Below are 17,415 nucleotides of genomic sequence, written 5' to 3' on the forward strand. Positions count from 1 at the left end.
GGGTCCCCCGCTCATCGCGACAGGTGGAGGGTCTCGGGGTCCGCGTAGAGCAGGACGGCGGTGACCAGGGCGGTGACCATCACGGCGATCAGCGACAGGCGCACGGCGCGACCGACCGCGGCGCCGACGCCGGCCGGACCGCCGCTCGCGGTGAAGCCGTAGAAGGCGTGGATGGACATCACGACGAAGGCGATCAGGGTGACCTGCAGCATCGAGGTGAGCACGTCGGTCGGGATCAGGAAGGTCGCGAAGTAGTGGTTGTAGGTGCCGACCGACTGCCCGTAGCCGAGCACGACGATGAGCTGCGTCGTCGCGAAGCAGGCGATCAGGGCCAGTGCGTACAGCGGGACGATGGCGATCGTCCCGGCCAGGATCCGGGTGGTGACCAGGAACGGCACCGACGGGACCGCCATGACCTCGATGGCGTCGATCTCCTCGCTGATGCGCTGGGCGCCGATCTCGGCGGTGAACGCCGCCCCGATCGTCGACACCAGCGCGACCCCGCCGATCAGCGGGGCGGCGAGCCGGATGTTGATGTAGCTCGCCAGGAAGCCGGTGAGGGCGTCGGTGCCGACCGCGTTGAGGGCCTCGTAGCCCTGCAGGCCGACGACGGCGCCCGCACTGGCGGTCAGGATCGCGACGACCACGACGCTGCCGCCGATCAGGACCAGCGCGCCGGTGCCGAAGCTGATGCTGGTGAGCTGCCGCAGCACCTCACCGAGGTAGCGGCGCAGCACGATCGGGATGCCGGCGTAGGCCTTGACGTAGAAGTCGACCTGTACCCCGACGGCCCGCAGCCCCGACCGGGGTCGCTCGACCATCCGCCCGAGGGCGGAGTGCTCGGATGTGTCCACGACGTCGTCCTCAGATCCGTGCCAGCTTGAGCTGGATGTCGATGGCGGTGAGCAGGGCGTTGATGATGAAGAGCAGGACGAAGGAGATGACGACGGTCTCGGTGACCGCCTGTCCGACGCCCTTCGACCCGCCCTCGGCGTTGAGGCCGCGGTAGGCGGCGACGAGCCCGGCGAGGGTCCCGAACAGGACTGCTTTGAAGGAGCTCACGGCGAAGTCGCCCTCGTCGGTGAGCAGGGTCAGCGTCGCGAGGAACTGGCCGGCCGAGGCGCCCTGCAGGCCGACCGACACGAGGTAGGCGACGACCTCACCGACCACGGTGATGATCGCGCTGAGGCAGACCGCGACCAGCGCGGAGGCGAGCACCCGGGGCAGCACCAGGCGGTGCAGCGGGTCGATGCCCATGACCTTCATCGCGTCGATCTCGTCGCGGATCTTGCGGGCGCCGAGGTCTGCGGCGATGGCCGTCGCACCCGCGCCCGCGGTGACCAGCACCGCGGCGATGGGGCCGATCTGGCGCAGCACGGCGAGGCCGGTCACGGCGCCCGCGACGTCCAGCGCGCCGATCTCGGCGAGCAGCTGGTTGATCAGCAGGATCACGACGCCGACGAACGGGATCGTCACCATGATCGCGGGCGCGAGCGAGACCGATGTGATGAAGCGGGTCTGGGCGAGGAACTCGCCGAACGGGAACGGACGCTTCACCACGGTCCGCGCCACGTCCAGGACGAAGGCGGTGAAGCTGCCGACGGTGCGCACCGCCCCGTCGAGGGTCGGCACCCGGGAGCCGCTCACCGGTCGACACCGGCCTCGGTGCTCCCGGCCGTGGCGACCGGGACCGCGGTGAGTGGACTCTTCATCGAGTGGCCTCCGTCATCGGTCCTGCCTAGCATCCATTTTCTAAACGAGGATCAGAAACGGAGGTTACGGGGGCGGAGGTCTTTTTCCGCTCCGTCCGTCGCCCCACCCGACCGGGTGACACGGGAGAACACGGCACGCTCGACGGTGAGCGGCGTCACTCCGACGACGAGCGGTCGCATCCGGCCCGATTCCGCATCTGACGTGCAGGAACGGGCCGACTTGCCGGCCGGAACCCGGCTGCGGGCCGGGCCCGGCCGGCGCCGTGACACGGCAGCGGCGCCGGACCGGGACGGCGCCGGCCCCGCCCCGCGCGGTCACCGACGACGGGAGCATCCGCCGGGTCGACGAGCTCTTCCGCCTAGCAGCGATTTACTTGAGGTGCCCCGAAACTGCGTCGAGCTCGCCCTCAGGCCAGGGCGACGATGCCCGCGAGCACCGCGCACGCGGCGACGCAGTAGAGCTCGAACAGCAGCCGCAGCACGACCGGGGCGTCACGCAGCTCCATGAAGTACAGACCGACCAGGCGCACCTTGAACAACGCCAGGACCAGCACCACGACCGAGGCCACGGTGCCCGAGGCCGGGCCGGTCCCGAGGATCCAGGACACGGTCGTGACGGCCACCAGCACCAGCCACACCACGGCGACCCGGTCCCGCCAGGCCGGCGTGCTCGACACGATCGAGGACACGGGTCACCTCACCAGGTAGAGCAGCGGGAACAGCACGATCCAGAGCAGGTCGACCATGTGCCAGAAGCACGCGGCGCCCTCGATCAGCGGCAGCCGGCCGGGGAGCCGGTCCGGGCGCCGGCAGGCCGCTGTCATCAGCGCCAGCGCCACCAGCCCGGCGAGCACGTGCAGCCAGTGCAGCCCGGTCAGCACGAAGAAGTACATGAAGAACTCGTGGGTGTTCGGGGTGATCCCCGCGCCGAACTTCGCACCCCACTCGAACGCCTTGATCACCGAGAAGGTCACCCCGCAGGCGATCGCCCCGCCCAGCAGCACCGTGGCCCGGTGGGCGACACCCGTCCGCGCCGCATGCACCGCCCGCACCACGAGCAGCGAACTGAGCAGCAGCACCAGTGTGTTCACCACGCCCGGCACCGGGTCCAGCCGGGCCTGGGCCGCGTCGAACCCGGCCGGGTCGCCCCCGCGGACCACGAGGTAGGTGGCGAAGAAGACGGCGAACACGGTCATGTCGCCCAGTACCAGGACCCACAGTCCCGGCTCGCCGGGCACGTGCCGCCCTCGGTCCGCGATCGGCGCCGTCGCCGGGGACGGCGACGCGCTGGTCTCGGTCATGCCCACTCCTTCGTGGCCGGTCCGGACCGGGTCGGACCACGGCCGTTGACAGCAGGGGGCGCGCGTGGTCTCTTCCGGTTAACCTACATTAGATTATGCCCGGACGGCGGTCCGGGCCATCCCACGGAAGGGGGCCGGATCGTCATGGACGACGACCGCGGTCTACGGATCCTCGGCTGGGCCGGACCACTCTCGATCCTGCTGGTGCTCGTCGGCTGGCTGAGCGCCGGGTTCTTCCCGCCGCCACCGCCGTCGCTGGCCGGCGAGGAGCTGCTGCGGTTCTGGGGCACCGACACCACGCTCAAGCAGCTGTCGATGGTGATCTGCGTCTGGGGCGGGGTGCTCTACGCCCCCGCGTCGCTCGCGGTCTTCGTGGCGCTGCGGCGCAGCGGCGACCTCGCGCTGAACCTCGGGCAGGCCTGCATCGGTGTGCTCGGCACGGTGTTCTTCTCGCTGAACTTCGTGCTGCTCTCGCTGGTGCCCTACCGGCTCGAGAACGGCGACAGCGGCTACTCCCAGCTGCTCCACGACGTCGGGTTCACGATGACGTTCATGCCGGTCGCGCCGTTCACGGTCCAGTACCTGCTGATCGCCGCGATCATCCTGCGGGACCGTTCGGGGCGGCTACCCTACCCGCGCTGGGTGGCCTACGTGAACATCTGGGTGGCACTGCTGCTGGTCCCGGCCACCTTCATCCCGCTGTTCCACTCCGGCCCGCTCGCCTGGAACGGCATGTTCAGCTTCTGGGTCCCGGTCGCGGTGTTCGTGGGCTGGTTCGTGGTGATGTTCCCGCCGCTGGTGGCCGGGCGCAGGTCGACCGCCCCCGCACCGAGCGCCACCCCACCGAGCGCCACCGCCCCGTCCTGAGGCGTCCCGACCGGATCGAGGAGAGACGATGCGACGCGAGCTCTACACCGACGACCACGAGCAGTACCGCGCCACCGTGCGCGAGTTCCTCGCCCGCGAGGTCGAGCCGCACTACCTGGACTGGGAGCGCGCGGGCGGGATCGACCCGGCGGTGTTCCGCACCGCGGCCGAGGCCGGCGTCTACGCGCTCGCCGTGCCCGAGGAGTTCGGCGGCGCCGGTGAGACCGACTACCGCTACCGGATGGTGGTGAACGAGGAGGTCGCCCGGGTCGGCGCGACCTCGTTCGGCATGACGCTGGGCCTGCAGGACGACCTGGTGCTGTCCTACCTGCTCGACCTCACCACCGACGAGCAGAAGAAGCGCTGGCTGGAGCCGTTCAGCCGCGGCGAGCTGCTCGGCGCGCTCGCGATGACCGAGCCGGGGACCGGGAGCGACCTGCAGGGCATCCGCACCTCGGCCCGCCGCGACGGCGACGACTGGGTGCTCGACGGCTCGAAGACCTTCATCTCCAGCGCGCTGTCGGCGGACCTCGTGATCGTCGCCGCCCGCACCGACCCCGAGGCGGGCTCGCGCGGGTTCAGCCTGTTCGTCGTCGAGCGGGACATGCTCGGTTTCCGGCGCGGGCGCCGGCTGGAGAAGGTCGGTCTGCACGGCCAGGACACCGGCGAGCTGTTCTTCGACGCCGTGCGCCTGCCCGCGGACAACCTCATCGGCACCGAGGGCCACGGCCTCATGCACCTGATGAGCCACCTGCCGCACGAGCGGCTGGGCCTGATCGCCTCGGCCGTCACCGCCGCGCGCGCGGTCTACGAGCACACCGCGCGCTACTGCTTCGAGCGCCACGCCTTCGGCACGGCCATCGGCGACTTCCAGAACTCGCGGTTCGTCCTCGCCGAGATGGAGACCGAGCTCGAGGTCGCCGAGGCGTGGGTGGACCGTGCCGTGCTCGCGTTCAACCGGGGCGAGCTGACCCCGGTCGAGGCGGCGAAGGGCAAGTGGTACCTGACCGAGCTGCAGAAGCGCATCACCGACCGCTGCGTCCAGCTGCACGGCGGCTACGGATTCATGCTCGAGTACCCGGTCGCGCGGGCCTATGCCGACGGTCGCATCCAGACGATCTACGGCGGCACGACCGAGATCATGAAGGAGATCATCGGGCGGGACATCGCCTCCCGGTACCGCTCCTGAGCAGGGGTCGCCGGCACGCGGACGCCCGCGTGCCGGCGACACGGCCGGGCAGGTGTCCGGCTGGTGACCCCCGGTCCGCCTATCCTGGTCCGGTGGCCCGCAGGACGAACGCGGTGGCCCCAGCCGCCACCGACGACACCGACGCGACCGACACCAAGTCGGCTCGCACCCGTGCCCGCCTGCTCGACGCCGCGGCGCGGGTCCTGAGCGAGAAGGGCTTCGCGGGGACCCGGCTGTCCGACATCGCCAAGGCCGCGCAGATCCAGGCGCCGGCGATCTACTACTACTACCCGTCCCGTGAGGACCTGATCGAGGACGTCGTCGCGACGGGCGCGATCTCGCTGCGCGACCACCTGTCCCAGGTCCTCGAGGCACTGCCGCCGGACACCCCGCCCGCCGAGCGGATCGCCGCGGCGGTGGAGGCGCAGCTCCGGCACGAGCTGCAGCTGTCCGACTACGCCCGGGCGGTCGTCCGCAACGCCAACCAGCTGCCCGAGCACCTGTCGGCCCGTGCCCGCGTGCACATCGGGGAGTTCCACGACATCTGGCGCGGACTGGTCGAGGACCTGCGCGCCGCCGGGCAGCTGCGGCACGACGTGGAACCGTCGATCGGCCGCATGCTCGTCATCGGCTCGCTGAACTGGACGGTCGAGTGGTGGGACCCGCAGCGGGGCGACATCGACCGGACGATCACGGTCGCCCAGTCGATGGTGCTGCACGCGCTGCGGCCGTGACCTCCCTCCCGGTGCCACGACGCGGGACGCCACGGCACCGGGGGGCACGCGGTCAGGCGTAGCGCTTCTTCAGCTCGCCCTTGACCAGCTTGCCGGTCTCGGTGCGGGGCAGGTCGTCGACGAAGCGGACCTCGCGCGGAGCCTTGTAGCCCGCGATGCGCGACTTCACGAAGTCGATGATCTCCTGCCCCAGCTCGGGCCCGGTCGCGACGCCGGCCCGCGGCTGGACGAACGCGGTGACCCGCTCCCCCATCTCCGGGTCCGGCAGGCCGATGACGGCGACGTCGTGCACGGCGGGGTGCAGCGCCAGGACGTTCTCGGTCTCCTGCGGGTAGATGTTGACCCCGCCGGAGATGATCATGAAGGACTTGCGGTCGGTGAGGTACAGGAAGCCGTCCTCGTCGAGGTGGCCGATGTCGCCCAGCGTCGTCCACGTCTCGTGCTCGGGGTGCTGCGCGGCCCGGGTCTTCTCCGGGTCGTTGTGGTACTCGAACGGCACGATGTCGCGCTCGATGTAGACCGCGCCGGTCTCCCCGACCGGCAGCTCGGTGCCGTCGTCGTCGCAGATGTGCAGCACCCCCAGGATCGGGCGGCCGACGGTGCCGGGCTTGGTCTGCCAGGTGGCGCTGTCGGTCATGGTGAGACCGTTGCCCTCGGTCGCGCCGTAGTACTCGACCAGGATCGGGCCCCACCAGTCGATCATCGCCTGCTTGACCTCGACCGGGCACGGGGCGGCGGCGTGCACCGCGACCCGCAGCGACGAGATGTCGGCCGCGTCGCGCTGCTCCTGCGGGAGCTGCAGCATCCGGACGAACATCGTCGGCACGAACTGGGCGTGGGTCACCCGGTGGGTGCCGATCGCCTCCAGTGACCCGACGGCGTCGAAGCGGCGCATCATGACCACGGTGCCGCCGTGCGCCTGCACGGCGCCGCACCAGCGCAGCGGCGCGGCGTGGTAGATCGGGGCCGGGGTGAGGTAGACCGTCTCCGGGCCGACGCCGAAGGCCTTGCTGATCAGTCCGACCAGCGGGTCGCCCAGCTCGGTGAACTGGACGGGCGGCAGCGGCGGCCGCACCCCCTTCGGCCGGCCGGTCGTGCCCGAGGAGTACAGCATCGGGGCGCCGTGCGGCTGGTCGTCGGGCGCGACGTCGGAGGCGGCGGCCAGGGCGTCCTCGTAGGAGGAGAAGCCGTCCACGACGCCGTCGTAGGACAGCCGCAGGCCGGGCGAGACACCGGTGGCGAGCACCGCCTTCGCGACGTCGGCCTTGCCCGCGGAGACGATGAGCGCCGACGCCCCGGAGTCCTCGACGATGTAGCCGACCTCCTCGGCGACGAGGTTGTGGTTGATCGCGGTGATGTAGAGCCCGGAGCGCATCGCGGCCCAGTAGACCTCGAAGACACGCAGGTTGTTCTCGCTCAGGAGCGCGACGACGTCACCGCGACGCAGGCCGGCCTCGCGCAGCACGTTCGCGAGCCGGACCGAGCGCTCCTCCAGCTCGGCGTAGGTCACCTGCTCCCCCGTCTCCGCGAGGAGCGCGGCGATCTTGTCCGGGTGCTGGGCGGCATGGGCGCCGGGGTGGGTCACGGGTCCTCCACGTCGGTGTGGTCGTCGGCGACGACGGAATTTAATGTCGATAAAGTAGGGCGGAAAGCTCCCCACCGGCAACGGTCGGGCGGCCGCGGGTCTTCTACAGTCGACCCGACCGGAGAAGGGGTGGGACGTGGCCGCACCGCAGTCGCAGCCGGGACCGCGGCGACGGATGAGGGCCGCCGAGCGGCGCGACCAGCTGGCACGCACCGCCGCGGCACGGTTCCACCTGGTCGGCTACCACCAGGTCTCCCTCGGCGACGTCGCCGCCGACGTGGGGTTGACCGGGCCTGCGGTCTACCGGCACTTCCCCAACAAGCAGGCCCTGCTCGCCGCCGGGATCGCGGCCGGGCTCGACGAGGTCGCCGAGGCCCTGGACCGGCACCTCGACGGCCCGCTGGAGGAGCTGGTCACCGCGCTGACCCGCGTCGCACTGGACCGTCCCGACCTGTGGACGCTGCTGCAACGGGAGGTCCGCTTCCTCTCCCCACAGGCCCGCGAGGAGATCCGCGAACGACTGCGCGGACGGCTCGAGCTGCTGTCGCGCCGGCTGCGGCGCGAGCGTCCCGAGCTCACCGAGCGCGCGGCGGGTGTGCTCGTGACCGGCGCGCTCGGCGTGCTGGCCACCCCGTCGGTCACCCACATCGGCCTGGACGACGAGCGGGTCCGCACCGTCCTGGCCGCAGCGGCGCTGGCCTGCCTGCGGTCCGACCCACCGGCCGGACCCGCGGCCGGACCGGACGGCCCGGTCTCGTCGGAGGACGGGCCGTCGTCGCGGCCGCGGGAGATCGTGGACCGCGCGGTCGCGCTGTTCCACGAGCGCGGCTACGTCGGGGTGAGCCTGGACGAGATCGGCGCGGCCGTCGGCATGGCAGGGCCCAGCCTGCTGCACCACTTCGCCAGCAAGGCCGACATCCTCACCGCGGCGTTCGACCTCGGCTCGGAACGGCTGCGGGCCGAGCAGGCCGCGCGTCGGGCCCGGCCGGGGTCGGTCGACCTGCCAGGGCTGATCGACCGCTACGTCGGCTTCTGCCTGGCCAACCGGGCGTTGCTCGGGGTCTACGTCAGCGAGTTCAACCACCTCACCGACGACGCGCGGCGCCGGACCGCGGACGCCATCCGGACCGAGCTGCGCGACTGGACGCGGTCGCTGCTCGCGTACTTCCTCGACCTCGACGAGCCGACCGCGCGGCTGCGCGTGCGGGCCGCGCTGTCGCTGATCAGCGACCTGACCCGGCTCACCTCCACGCGGGACCGGCCGGCGGAGCGGGCGGAGGTCACGGCGGCCGCGCTGGCCGTGCTCCGCTCCGGCGCCTGACCGGCCCCGCGTGCCGGTCAGGCGGGGGTGAACGCGCACCGCTGCCGACGCACGCCGTTGATGAAGGTGCTGACCAGGCGCTCCGGCTCACCGACCGCCCGGATGTCGGGCAGCTGGGTGTACAGCTCGTGGAAGATCCACCGCAGCTGCATCTTCGCCAGGTGCGAACCGAGGCAGAAGTGCGGCCCCCCGCCCCCGAAGGCGACGTGCGGGTTCGGCGTGCGGGACAGGTCGAACTCGTCGGGCCGGTCGAGGACCGCCTCGTCGCGGTTGCCGGAACTGTAGAACATCGTGACCTTGTCGCCGGGCTCGATCACGACGCCGTTCAGCTCGAACCGCTCCAGCGCGGTCCGCCGGAAGCTCATGACCGGGCTCGCCCACCGGACGAACTCCTCCACGGCGGTGCCGATGCGGGCCTCGTAGTCGGCGAACAGCCACTCGCGCTGCTCCGGGTGGTCGGTCAGCGCGCGCAGCGTGTGGGTGGTGGTCTGCTTGGTCGTGTCGTTCCCGGCCACGCAGAGCAGCACGAAGAACGACCTGATCTCGTCGTCGGTGAGCCGCTCCCCGTCGACCTCGGCGGCGGCCAGCGCGGAGATCAGGTCGTTCTCCGGCTGCTCGCGACGCGCGTCGATCACGTCCTGGCAGGCGCCGTGCAGGACGACGATGGCGTTGAGCATCTTCGTCGCCGCGTCGTCGCCGCCGCCGTCCCCGTCGTCGCCCCAGGCGACCATCGACTCGGCCGCGTCGGCGACCTCCTCACGACGCTCGGGCGGGATCCCGATCATCTCCGAGATCGTCCACATCGGGAGCCGGGCGGACACCGAGGAGACGAACTCGGCCTCACCGCGGTCGCGGATCGCGCCGACGATCTCCCGGGCCTGCCGGGCGATCTGCTGCTCGATCAGCTTCACCCGCTTCGGTGTGAACACCGAGCTGACCAGCTTGCGGACGTCGCGGTGCCGCGGGTCGTCCATGGTCAGGATGGAGGAGGCCATCTCCAGCACCTCCTCCGGGAAGTCCTCGGCGAGGACCCCGCCCGCGGAGGAGGAGAAGACCTCGGCGCGACGGCTGACGGTGGCGATGTCCTCGGCCCGCACGACGGCCCAGTAGCCGGGCGAGCCGTCGTCACCGTCCATCAGCGGGCTGTACAGGGGGCGCTGCCAGGACACCGGCTCCTCGGCGCGCAGCCGGCCGAAGGTCTTCTCCCGCTCGACGGGGTCCAGGCGCCAGAACTCCCGGGAGGAGACGTCGAGCGCGGAGAACGGGCGCGATGCGGTGAGGGATCCGGTCATCGCGATCAGCTCACGACGAGGTCGGAACGACCGCGGTCGGCCAGCATCGCGGTGTAGCGCGGGTAGAGGGCCTTCGCGATCGGCGAGAGCTTGAGCAGCTGCGCCGCCGAACCACCGACCGTGATCTTCCCGCGGGCCATCGCCAGCGGCAGGCTGACCTTGCCCTGCCAGTACTGGTTGGCGGTGTCGGCGGCCATCGACAGGGTCGCGTCGGAGTCCGCCGCGGCGGCCTCGGCCCCGGTGGTGATCTTCTTGGTCGCGAACTCGACCCGCACCGTGGTGTCGGGGTCGGTGTAGTCCATGCGCAGGCTCATGCCGGTCGCGGCGAGCTTCGGCCCGATCGTCTCGTCCTCCATCGCCTCGGCGAAGATCCCGCCGAGGAACTCGTGGACCTCGTCCGCGGAACGGAAACCACCCATGACGTCTCCTTTGACATGTCGGCGCCGATCGACGGCCAGGGTTCCCGCCTCGGCCACGGCCTAGCGCAAGTTAACATAGAGTCCTCTATGCGGGAAGACGTCGACGGCTGCGATGATGCAGTGGTGCCGTCCCGGCACCGATCCGACCAGCCCCGACCCGACCCGGAAGGACCGACCGTGCCGCAGTACGTCGGACGCGAGGACTACTACGCGGCCGCGATCGCGATCCTGTCCGGATCGGGGGCCCACGAGCTGACGATGACCGCCCTGCACCGCGGGCTCGGCGTCTCCAGCGGATCGTTCTACAACTGGTTCCGCAACTGGCCCGACTTCGTCGAGCGGTTCCTGGAGCACTGGCGCGGGTCGACCGAGGCGATCGCCCGTGAGGCGGCCGGACCCCACGACCCGCACGAGCGGCTGGAGCTGCTGCGCCGGCTCTCGCGCACCGTCCCGCACGACGCGGAGGCGGCGATCCGGGTGTGGGCCACGACCGACCCGGCCGTCGCGGAGGCACAGCGCGCGGTCGACGCACGACGGCTCGAGGTGATCCGGCGGGCGGTCGCCGCCGCGGGTGCACCCGACGCCGCCGACGAGCTCGCCGAGCTGTGCCTGTCCGCGGTGGTCGGCGCCCAGCTACGGCACCGCCCCGTGGACGTCGAGGGTCTGGACCGGGTGCTCGCCCGCTTCATCGCGCTGGTGGAGGCGCATTCCGGCCGGCCGGACTGAGCGTCGCGACCGCCCCGGGAGCGGCGTGGTCGGCACGCGAGCCGACCATCGCGTGCACGCAGACCCGGCCCGTCGCGTCGCGTCCCCTGACCTCCACCAGCCCGGAGGTCCGGCCCCGGTGCAGGGCCGTGGCCGTCAGGCGCACCCGGCCCCGGCCGGGCCGCAGGAACGCGAGCTGCAGGCGGTTCACCGCGTGCGGGGCCGATCCGGTCAGGCGGGTCGCGGCCAGCTCCGCCGCGCAGGCCCAGACCCCGCCGTGAACGGTGCCGTTCTGGTTGGTCCACCCCGTCGCGTCGAGCTCCAGCACCGCCTCGTCCGGGCCGGACCCCACCTCGGTGAGGTCGGTGAGCAGCTCGCCGATCCCGCCCTGCCCCGGCCGGGCGCCGACCGCGGGCCCCGCGGCGAGCGGGGTCGTGCCGGGTGCGGGGACGTCCGCGGTCCAGGCCGACGCCACCGCGACGAGCCGGCCGTCCGGGTCGCGCACGGAGGCGGTGACGTGGTCGCGGAGCACCTCGCCCGCGGTGCGCGCGGCCCGGGCGTGCAGCCGGTCCCCCGGCCACGGCGGCGGGACGAGCACGTCGAGCGACAGCGCCGTGGTCACCGGCTGGAACCCCGGCGCCTGCGGCCGGTTGGCGACCTCGCCCAGGACATGGTCCGCCAGCACCGCCAGCGGCCCCGTCCACGTCCGCCCCGCGCCGTCCGACCAGCCCCCGGTGAGCGCGGAGCACCGCCTCTCACCAGGTACGACGGTGCACCCGAGCACGCCGAGGCGCTGCTCGGGCGTGCCCGCCGTGTCGAGACTGCAGGACTGCTCGCCGGTCATCGTGACCTCTCCCTCGTTGCCCTCTAAGTTAATCATGGCTAGGCTACGGCGGCGAGGTCCGCGCCGGAGCGGGCCGTCATCGAGGAGGAGCCGCCGTGCCCGCGCCCCTGACCGAGACGTTCCTGCGCGACTTCAGCACGCGCTGGCTGGCGGCCTGGAACTCCCACGACACCGAGCAGGTGCTCGCGCTGCTGCACCCCGACGTCCGATGGGAGGACACGGTCTTCTGGACCGGGGTGATCGAGGGCCGCGAGGGCGTGCGCACCTACGTGGAGCGGATCTGGGAGGTCATGCCCGACGTCGCGTTCGACGACGTGCAGACCTTCACCTCCCCCGGCGACGGCCGCGCGCTGTGCCTGTTCCGCCAGTACGGCCACGGCCCGGCGAAGCTCGCCCCCGACGCCACCTTCAGCACCTACGGCTGCGACATCTTCCTGGAGTTCGCCGACGGACTGCTGTCGTCCTACCTGGCGCAGTACGAGATCACCGAGATGATGCGCCAGCTCGGCGTGCTGCCCGCCCGCGAGGGCCGGATCGGCGGCGCCTACCTGCTGTCGCTGCTGCACCGCAGCCCGGCGAACGCCGGCTGACCCGCCCGTCCCCCGCACCACCCCAGACCGAGGAGTCACCATGGCCGATGACGAGGCCGTCCGCATCACCGTCGCCGACGGCGTCGGCACGATCACCTTCAACCGGATGCACCGGCGCAACGCGCTCAGCCTGGAGCTGTTCGAAGCGCTCGGCGACCAGCTCGACGCCTGGCGGAGCGACGACGAGGTCGCCGCGGTCGTGCTCACCGGTGGCGAGGAGGCGTTCTCCGCGGGCCTGGACCTCGACCTGCAGTCGGCGTTCACCGAGGACTCCCGCGAGGTGTACTCGGACATGTGCCTGCGGGTCTACGGCGCCCTGCTCGACTACGGCAAGCCCACCATCGCCGCGTGCGCCGGACCGACCCTGGGCGGCGGCTGCGACATCGCGGTGTTCTGCGACATCCGGATCGGCGCGGAGAACGCCGTGTTCGGGTTCCCGCAGATCAAGTTCGGGCTCACCCCGTACTTCTCGCCGCTGTGGAAGATCGTGGGACTCAGCCAGGCCAAGCTCCTGACCTTCTCCGGCGACCGGATCGACGCCGCGGAGGCGCTGCGCATCGGCCTGCTCGACCGGCTCGTGCCGACCGGCGGTGTCGTCGAGGCCGCGACCGCGCTGGGCCGGTCGATCGCGGAGACCACCACGAAGTCGGCGAAGATCAACAAGGAGCTGGCGCTGCGCTCCCCGGCGATGGACCCGATCAGCGCGCTGTCCTTCGAGACCTCCGCCTACCGCGAGGTCATCCGCCACCCCGACGTGCTGGAGCGGATCAACGAGGCGTTCAGCCGGATCCGCACGCGCTGAGCGTCCGTTCGGCGCAGTGGATAGTGACGGTTCACTAGATAGGGTGGGCCGCCGTGGCCCGATCGAGTCCGAGGAGCACGTCGATGACGACTGCCGCCCCGTCCGTGACCGCACCGTCGACCGCACAGTCCGTGACCGCCGGGGGGACCGACCCGGCGCGCGCGTACCGGTACGCCGGCTACCGCGCGTCGGGCCTGTGGACGCCGACGTCGCTGGCCGATCTCGTGCCGGAGGCCGCGGCCCGCCACCCCGAGCGCGAGCTGTTCTCCTTCGAGGGCACCCGGGTCACCTACGGCGCCTTCGAGCGCTGGACCCGGGCGGTGGCCCAGGACCTGGTGCGCCGCGGGGTCCGCCCCGGCGACCGGGTCCTGGTCCAGCTGCCGAACCGGCTGGAGGCGCTGGCCGTGCAGGTCGCGGCGTTCCGGGCGGGCGCGGTGGACGTCCCGGTGATCCCGATCTACCGGGAGCACGAGATGCGTCAGATCGTCGCGGACTGCCGGCCCGCGGCGGTCTGCACGGTCGACGCCCTCGGCGACCGCGACCCGTCCGCCGAGCTCGACGCGCTGTTCGACGAGGCCGGTGTGACCCCGGCGGTGCGCTACCTCGTCGGGGGCGAGCGCCCCGGCTGGACCGCCGTCCCGGGGCCGGAGGCCGCGGACGACGCCGCGCTGCCGGCGTCCGCCGACCCCGCGGAGCCCGCGCTGCTGCTCTACACCTCCGGGACGACCGCCGCGCCGAAGGGCGCGCTGCTGTCGCACCGGGCGGTCGTCGCGCACCTGGTCAACTTCCGCGACGCGCTCGGCGCCGGGGAGGACACCGTCACCCTGGCCGCGACACCGCTGTCGCACCTGGGCGGGTTCGTCGCCGCCGTCGTGTTCCCCGCGTTCCTGGGCGGGCGCTCGGTGGTGATGGCCGGCTGGCGGCCCGACGACGCCGTCGAGCTGATCGAGGCCGAGCGGGTCACCCTCATGATGGGGGCCACGGTGTTCGTGACCGACCTCGTCGAGCGCTACCGGGACCGTCCGGAGGGCCACCGCCTCGACACCTACGCCTGTGCCGGCGCGGCCATCGCGCCCGAGGTCGTCGACCGTGCCGCGGAGGTGGGTGTGCGGGTGGTGCGCGCCTACGGCATGACCGAGACCGCCGGGGTGCTCGCGATCGCGGCGGCCTCGGACTCCCTGGAGCGCCGGCGCGCCTGGGACGGCAGGCTGCTGCGCGGCATGGAGATGACCGTCGTCGACGACGACGGCGCGCTCGTCCCGCCCGGCACCGTGGGCCGGCTGCGGATCCGCGGGCCGCAGCTGCTCGACCGCTACACCGACCCGGTCGTCACCGCCGAGCAGATCGACGCCGACGGCTGGTTCCTCCCCGGCGACGTCGGCCGCGTCGACGACGAGGGCTGGGTCCAGATCGCCGGCCGCACCAAGGACATCGTCAACCGCGGCGGCGAGAAGTTCTCCACGATGGACATCGAGCTCGCGGTCGCCTCCGCCCCGGGTGTGCGGCGGGTCGCGGTCACCGCGGTGCCCGACGAGCGCCTCGGGGAGGCCGTCGGTGCCTGGGTGGTCCTCGACGACGACGCCCGCGCCGCCGGCGTCGGCCCGTTGCTGGAGCACCTGGCCGCCCAGAAGCTCGCCCGCGCGAAGACGCCCGTCGAGTGGCACGTCGTCGCCGAGATCCCGGCCACCGCCAGCGGGAAGATCCAGAAGCACGCGCTCGCCGGGCTCACCGACCTCGAGCTGTGGCACGCCCACCGACCGGCCCGGGCGTGACCGCGGTGTTCGAGGCCGGGACCGTCGCACTGGTCACCGGCGCCGGACGCGGGCTGGGCGCGGAGTACGCGACCGCACTGGCCGCGGCCGGGGCGACGGTCGCCGTGCACGCGCGCACCGCGCGGGCCGCGGGTGCCGTCGCCGACCGGATCCGGGACGCGGGCGGGCGCGCGCACCCGGTCGTCGGGGACGCGCGCGACGGCCGCGCCCTGGTCGGGGACTGCGTCGCGGCGCTCGGCCGGCTCGACGTGCTCGTGGTCAACGCGGGCGGGCTGCGCGACCGCGGGGTGTCCCGGCTGACCGACGACGACTTCGACGAGGTCGTCGACGTGCACCTGCGCGGCAGCTGGACCGCCTGCTCGGCGGCCTGGCCGCACCTGCGCGAGCGCGGCGGCGCCATCGTGCTCACCACTTCCGGCGCGGGGCTGCACGGCAACCCCGGCCAGGCCGCCTACGCGGCGGCGAAGGCCGGCCTGGTCGGGCTCGCCCGCACCCTGGCCGCGGAGGGCTCGCGGCACGGGATCCGGGTCAACGCCGTCGCGCCGATGGCGCTGACCTCCATGACCGCCGAGGTGTTCCGCGACCGACCGGCGCAGGCACTGCTGGCGGCCGACGTGGCCCCGGTCGTCGTCGCGCTCGCCCTGCCCTCCTGCCCGCTGACCGGCGAGGTCGTCGAGACCGGCGGCGGCTGGGCCTCGGTGCTGCGCTGGGAGCGCTCCGAGGGGGTGCGCTTCACCCGCCCCGACGGGCCGCCACCGGCCGTCGCCGACGTCGCCGCGCACTGGGGCGGGATCACCGACCTGGTGGGCCGCCCGTCCGACCGTCCGACCACGACCGCGGACTCGCTCGCCGCCGCGTGCGACCCGTTCCGCGGGACGACCGCGCTGCGCGCCGGCTCCGAGTCCTGCCACTGATCCCACACCCCCACCCCGAGAGGAACCCCCGTGACCGAGTACCGCTACCTGCTGACCTCCGTCGAGGACGGCGTCGGCATCCTGCAGCTGAACCATCCCGAGAAGCGCAACGCGCTGGGCTGGGAGCTGCACGAGGAGATCGTGGCGGCGCTCGCCGAGTGGGCCGAGGACGACGAGGTCGCCTGCGTCCTGATGATCGGCGACGAGGACATCTTCTGTGCCGGCTGGGCCCTGGACGTGCTGCAGGACACCAGCGGGGACGCCCGCACCCGGTTCACCGACCTCGCCTACAAGCTCATGGTCGCGATCTACGACTACCGCAAGCCGACCGTGGCCGCCGTCGCCGGTGTCGCCCCCGGCTACGGCATGGACCTGGCCAACATGTGCGACATCACGATCGCCTCGGAGAACGCCGCGTTCGGCTCGACCCAGGTCAAGTACGCGATGAACGGCTTCTACCACGCGATCCTGCGCAAGACGAACACCCAGCGGGCCCGCCGGATGTTCTTCACCGGCGACCCGATCGACGCCCACGAGGCCCTGCGCTGCGGGCTCGTCGACGAGGTCGTCCCGGTCGGGACGCTGCGCTCCTCGGCGCTGACGCTGGCGAAGCAGATCGCCGAGAACGGTGCCGAGCTGACCACGGTGCTCAAGGAGGTCGCGCTGCGCGCCGGGCACATGGACCACGTCGCGGCGACCGCCTACGAGCTGCGCGTCACCCACGACCTGCTGCAGCGCGGGCTGTTCACCCGCCGCATCGCCGAGGGCCTGGACCGGCTGCGGTCCGGGGCCAGCAGGGCCACCGAGCGACTGTCCCGCCGCAGCTGAGACCGAGCGGCAGCCGAGACCGAGCCCCGGAGCCGAGATGACGTCCTCGCCGACCTCCCCCACCCCGTCCCGCACGACACCGCACCCCACCGACCCCGGGTTCGCCCTGGCCTACGGGATCGCCTGGAGCAACGACCCCGACGCGCTGCTGGAGTTCTTCGCCCCGGACGGCGTGTACCGCGACATCGCGCTCGACGGCACCTACCGCGGCCGCGGGGAGGTCGGCCGCTTCCACCGGTTCATGCTCTCCTTCGCCCCCGACTCGCACATCGAGTTCGGCGAGACATGGGCGGCCGGCGGCGGGCTCACCTCGCGCTGGGTGTGGTCGGGGACCGTCCGCGGCCCGCTGAAGCTGCGCACCGGTGAGCTCGTCGACGTGGCCGGTGCCCGGTTCTCGGTGCCGGGCGTCGCCGTCTGCACCTACGACGACGACGGCCTGCTCACCGGTCACGACGACTACTGGGACCTCGCGACGGTGCTGTACCAGGTCGGCGCCCGCATCACCTCGCCGACCCGCTGAGGCACGCGGTCGGGCCGAGG

At 72.6% G+C, this 17,415-nt stretch carries 19 protein-coding genes; 11 read left to right on the forward strand and 8 right to left on the reverse strand.

Going from position 1 to position 17,415, the window contains the following annotated elements:
- Nucleotides 1–11 precede the first annotated feature (11 nt).
- From Ae331Ps2_RS02465 to Ae331Ps2_RS02480, 4 genes are all read right to left on the reverse strand, one after another.
- Nucleotides 12–854: an ABC transporter permease gene (locus Ae331Ps2_RS02465; protein ID WP_198932212.1), complete on the reverse strand. Its 843-nt coding sequence runs from the start codon at nucleotides 852–854 to the stop codon at nucleotides 12–14.
- A 10-nt stretch (nucleotides 855–864) separates the two neighbouring features.
- Nucleotides 865–1,647 (reverse strand): ABC transporter permease, encoded by a 783-nt coding sequence (locus tag Ae331Ps2_RS02470; protein WP_198932213.1) that lies wholly within the window; start codon nucleotides 1,645–1,647, stop codon nucleotides 865–867.
- A 472-nt stretch (nucleotides 1,648–2,119) separates the two neighbouring features.
- Nucleotides 2,120–2,401, reverse strand: coding sequence for a cytochrome C oxidase subunit IV family protein (locus Ae331Ps2_RS02475; protein WP_233147629.1), 282 nt, complete (start codon nucleotides 2,399–2,401; stop codon nucleotides 2,120–2,122).
- Between the two features lie 3 nt (nucleotides 2,402–2,404).
- Complete coding sequence (locus Ae331Ps2_RS02480; RefSeq protein ID WP_075310973.1) at nucleotides 2,405–3,013, reverse strand: cytochrome c oxidase subunit 3; 609 nt, start codon at nucleotides 3,011–3,013, stop codon at nucleotides 2,405–2,407.
- Nucleotides 3,014–3,157: 144 nt separating this feature from the next.
- Here Ae331Ps2_RS02480 and Ae331Ps2_RS02485 point away from each other — a divergent pair, with 144 nt between their 5' ends.
- From Ae331Ps2_RS02485 to Ae331Ps2_RS02495, 3 genes are all read left to right on the forward strand, one after another.
- Nucleotides 3,158–3,880 carry a hypothetical protein gene (locus Ae331Ps2_RS02485; protein WP_075310971.1) on the forward strand — a complete coding sequence of 241 codons (723 nt, stop codon included), beginning with the start codon at nucleotides 3,158–3,160 and terminating at the stop codon, nucleotides 3,878–3,880.
- A gap of 28 nt (nucleotides 3,881–3,908) precedes the next feature.
- A complete protein-coding gene (locus Ae331Ps2_RS02490) occupies nucleotides 3,909–5,069 on the forward strand; it encodes an acyl-CoA dehydrogenase family protein (RefSeq protein WP_075310969.1) in 1,161 nt (386 codons plus the stop codon).
- Nucleotides 5,070–5,161: 92 nt separating this feature from the next.
- Nucleotides 5,162–5,803, forward strand: a complete 642-nt coding sequence (locus Ae331Ps2_RS02495) for a TetR/AcrR family transcriptional regulator (protein WP_051050496.1) — start codon at nucleotides 5,162–5,164, stop codon at nucleotides 5,801–5,803.
- A 52-nt stretch (nucleotides 5,804–5,855) separates the two neighbouring features.
- On the opposite strand, the gene Ae331Ps2_RS02500 is transcribed toward Ae331Ps2_RS02495, so the two are convergent.
- The gene (locus Ae331Ps2_RS02500; RefSeq protein WP_075310967.1) at nucleotides 5,856–7,388 is read right to left on the reverse strand and encodes an acyl-CoA synthetase; all 1,533 of its coding nucleotides are present in this window, start codon (nucleotides 7,386–7,388) and stop codon (nucleotides 5,856–5,858) included.
- Between the two features lie 136 nt (nucleotides 7,389–7,524).
- Here Ae331Ps2_RS02500 and Ae331Ps2_RS02505 point away from each other — a divergent pair, with 136 nt between their 5' ends.
- A complete protein-coding gene (locus Ae331Ps2_RS02505; protein ID WP_075310965.1) occupies nucleotides 7,525–8,709 on the forward strand; it encodes a TetR/AcrR family transcriptional regulator in 1,185 nt (394 codons plus the stop codon).
- A 17-nt stretch (nucleotides 8,710–8,726) separates the two neighbouring features.
- On the opposite strand, the gene Ae331Ps2_RS02510 is transcribed toward Ae331Ps2_RS02505, so the two are convergent.
- Nucleotides 8,727–10,001 (reverse strand): cytochrome P450, encoded by a 1,275-nt coding sequence (locus tag Ae331Ps2_RS02510; protein WP_075310963.1) that lies wholly within the window; start codon nucleotides 9,999–10,001, stop codon nucleotides 8,727–8,729.
- Nucleotides 10,002–10,006: 5 nt separating this feature from the next.
- Nucleotides 10,007–10,420, reverse strand: a complete 414-nt coding sequence (locus Ae331Ps2_RS02515) for an SCP2 sterol-binding domain-containing protein (protein ID WP_075310961.1) — start codon at nucleotides 10,418–10,420, stop codon at nucleotides 10,007–10,009.
- A gap of 177 nt (nucleotides 10,421–10,597) precedes the next feature.
- Here Ae331Ps2_RS02515 and Ae331Ps2_RS02520 point away from each other — a divergent pair, with 177 nt between their 5' ends.
- Nucleotides 10,598–11,146: a TetR/AcrR family transcriptional regulator gene (locus Ae331Ps2_RS02520; RefSeq protein ID WP_075310959.1), complete on the forward strand. Its 549-nt coding sequence runs from the start codon at nucleotides 10,598–10,600 to the stop codon at nucleotides 11,144–11,146.
- Here Ae331Ps2_RS02520 and Ae331Ps2_RS02525 read toward each other — a convergent pair.
- Nucleotides 11,106–11,969, reverse strand: coding sequence for a PaaI family thioesterase (locus Ae331Ps2_RS02525; RefSeq protein WP_075310957.1), 864 nt, complete (start codon nucleotides 11,967–11,969; stop codon nucleotides 11,106–11,108). The two genes, Ae331Ps2_RS02520 and Ae331Ps2_RS02525, sit on opposite strands and share 41 nt — an antisense overlap.
- A 95-nt stretch (nucleotides 11,970–12,064) precedes the next feature.
- On the opposite strand from Ae331Ps2_RS02525, the gene Ae331Ps2_RS02530 reads away from it, so the two are divergent.
- The 6 genes from Ae331Ps2_RS02530 to Ae331Ps2_RS02555 all read left to right on the forward strand — a co-directional run bounded on the left by Ae331Ps2_RS02530 (nucleotide 12,065) and on the right by Ae331Ps2_RS02555 (nucleotide 17,395).
- Nucleotides 12,065–12,559 (forward strand): nuclear transport factor 2 family protein, encoded by a 495-nt coding sequence (locus Ae331Ps2_RS02530; protein ID WP_020628020.1) that lies wholly within the window; start codon nucleotides 12,065–12,067, stop codon nucleotides 12,557–12,559.
- 40 nt (nucleotides 12,560–12,599) lie between these two features.
- Nucleotides 12,600–13,361 carry an enoyl-CoA hydratase/isomerase family protein gene (locus Ae331Ps2_RS02535; RefSeq protein WP_075310955.1) on the forward strand — a complete coding sequence of 254 codons (762 nt, stop codon included), beginning with the start codon at nucleotides 12,600–12,602 and terminating at the stop codon, nucleotides 13,359–13,361.
- Nucleotides 13,362–13,444: 83 nt separating this feature from the next.
- Nucleotides 13,445–15,133: a class I adenylate-forming enzyme family protein gene (locus tag Ae331Ps2_RS02540; RefSeq protein WP_020628018.1), complete on the forward strand. Its 1,689-nt coding sequence runs from the start codon at nucleotides 13,445–13,447 to the stop codon at nucleotides 15,131–15,133.
- Nucleotides 15,130–16,047 (forward strand): SDR family NAD(P)-dependent oxidoreductase, encoded by a 918-nt coding sequence (locus Ae331Ps2_RS02545; protein WP_075312953.1) that lies wholly within the window; start codon nucleotides 15,130–15,132, stop codon nucleotides 16,045–16,047. The genes Ae331Ps2_RS02540 and Ae331Ps2_RS02545 overlap by 4 nt, the downstream gene beginning before the upstream one ends.
- A gap of 30 nt (nucleotides 16,048–16,077) precedes the next feature.
- A complete protein-coding gene (locus Ae331Ps2_RS02550; protein ID WP_020628016.1) occupies nucleotides 16,078–16,875 on the forward strand; it encodes an enoyl-CoA hydratase/isomerase family protein in 798 nt (265 codons plus the stop codon).
- 37 nt (nucleotides 16,876–16,912) lie between these two features.
- Nucleotides 16,913–17,395 (forward strand): nuclear transport factor 2 family protein, encoded by a 483-nt coding sequence (locus tag Ae331Ps2_RS02555; RefSeq protein ID WP_020628015.1) that lies wholly within the window; start codon nucleotides 16,913–16,915, stop codon nucleotides 17,393–17,395.
- Nucleotides 17,396–17,415: the final 20 nt, after the last annotated feature.

Source organism: Pseudonocardia sp. Ae331_Ps2 (genome assembly GCF_001932405.1).
Taxonomy (GTDB): Bacteria; Actinomycetota; Actinomycetes; order Mycobacteriales; family Pseudonocardiaceae; genus Pseudonocardia.

What these genes read in the sequence shown, in the direction of transcription:
- Ae331Ps2_RS02480 (WP_075310973.1), bottom strand. Translation starts at nt 3,013, where the DNA reads ATGACCGAGACCAGCGCGTCGCCGTCCCCGGCGACGGCGCCGATCGCG.
- Ae331Ps2_RS02485 (WP_075310971.1), top strand. Translation starts at nt 3,158, where the DNA reads ATGGACGACGACCGCGGTCTACGGATCCTCGGCTGGGCCGGACCACTC.
- Ae331Ps2_RS02490 (WP_075310969.1), top strand. Translation starts at nt 3,909, where the DNA reads ATGCGACGCGAGCTCTACACCGACGACCACGAGCAGTACCGCGCCACC.
- Ae331Ps2_RS02510 (WP_075310963.1), bottom strand. Translation starts at nt 10,001, where the DNA reads ATGACCGGATCCCTCACCGCATCGCGCCCGTTCTCCGCGCTCGACGTC.
- Ae331Ps2_RS02515 (WP_075310961.1), bottom strand. Translation starts at nt 10,420, where the DNA reads ATGGGTGGTTTCCGTTCCGCGGACGAGGTCCACGAGTTCCTCGGCGGG.
- Ae331Ps2_RS02525 (WP_075310957.1), bottom strand. Translation starts at nt 11,969, where the DNA reads ATGACCGGCGAGCAGTCCTGCAGTCTCGACACGGCGGGCACGCCCGAG.
- Ae331Ps2_RS02535 (WP_075310955.1), top strand. Translation starts at nt 12,600, where the DNA reads ATGGCCGATGACGAGGCCGTCCGCATCACCGTCGCCGACGGCGTCGGC.
- Ae331Ps2_RS02540 (WP_020628018.1), top strand. Translation starts at nt 13,445, where the DNA reads ATGACGACTGCCGCCCCGTCCGTGACCGCACCGTCGACCGCACAGTCC.
- Ae331Ps2_RS02555 (WP_020628015.1), top strand. Translation starts at nt 16,913, where the DNA reads ATGACGTCCTCGCCGACCTCCCCCACCCCGTCCCGCACGACACCGCAC.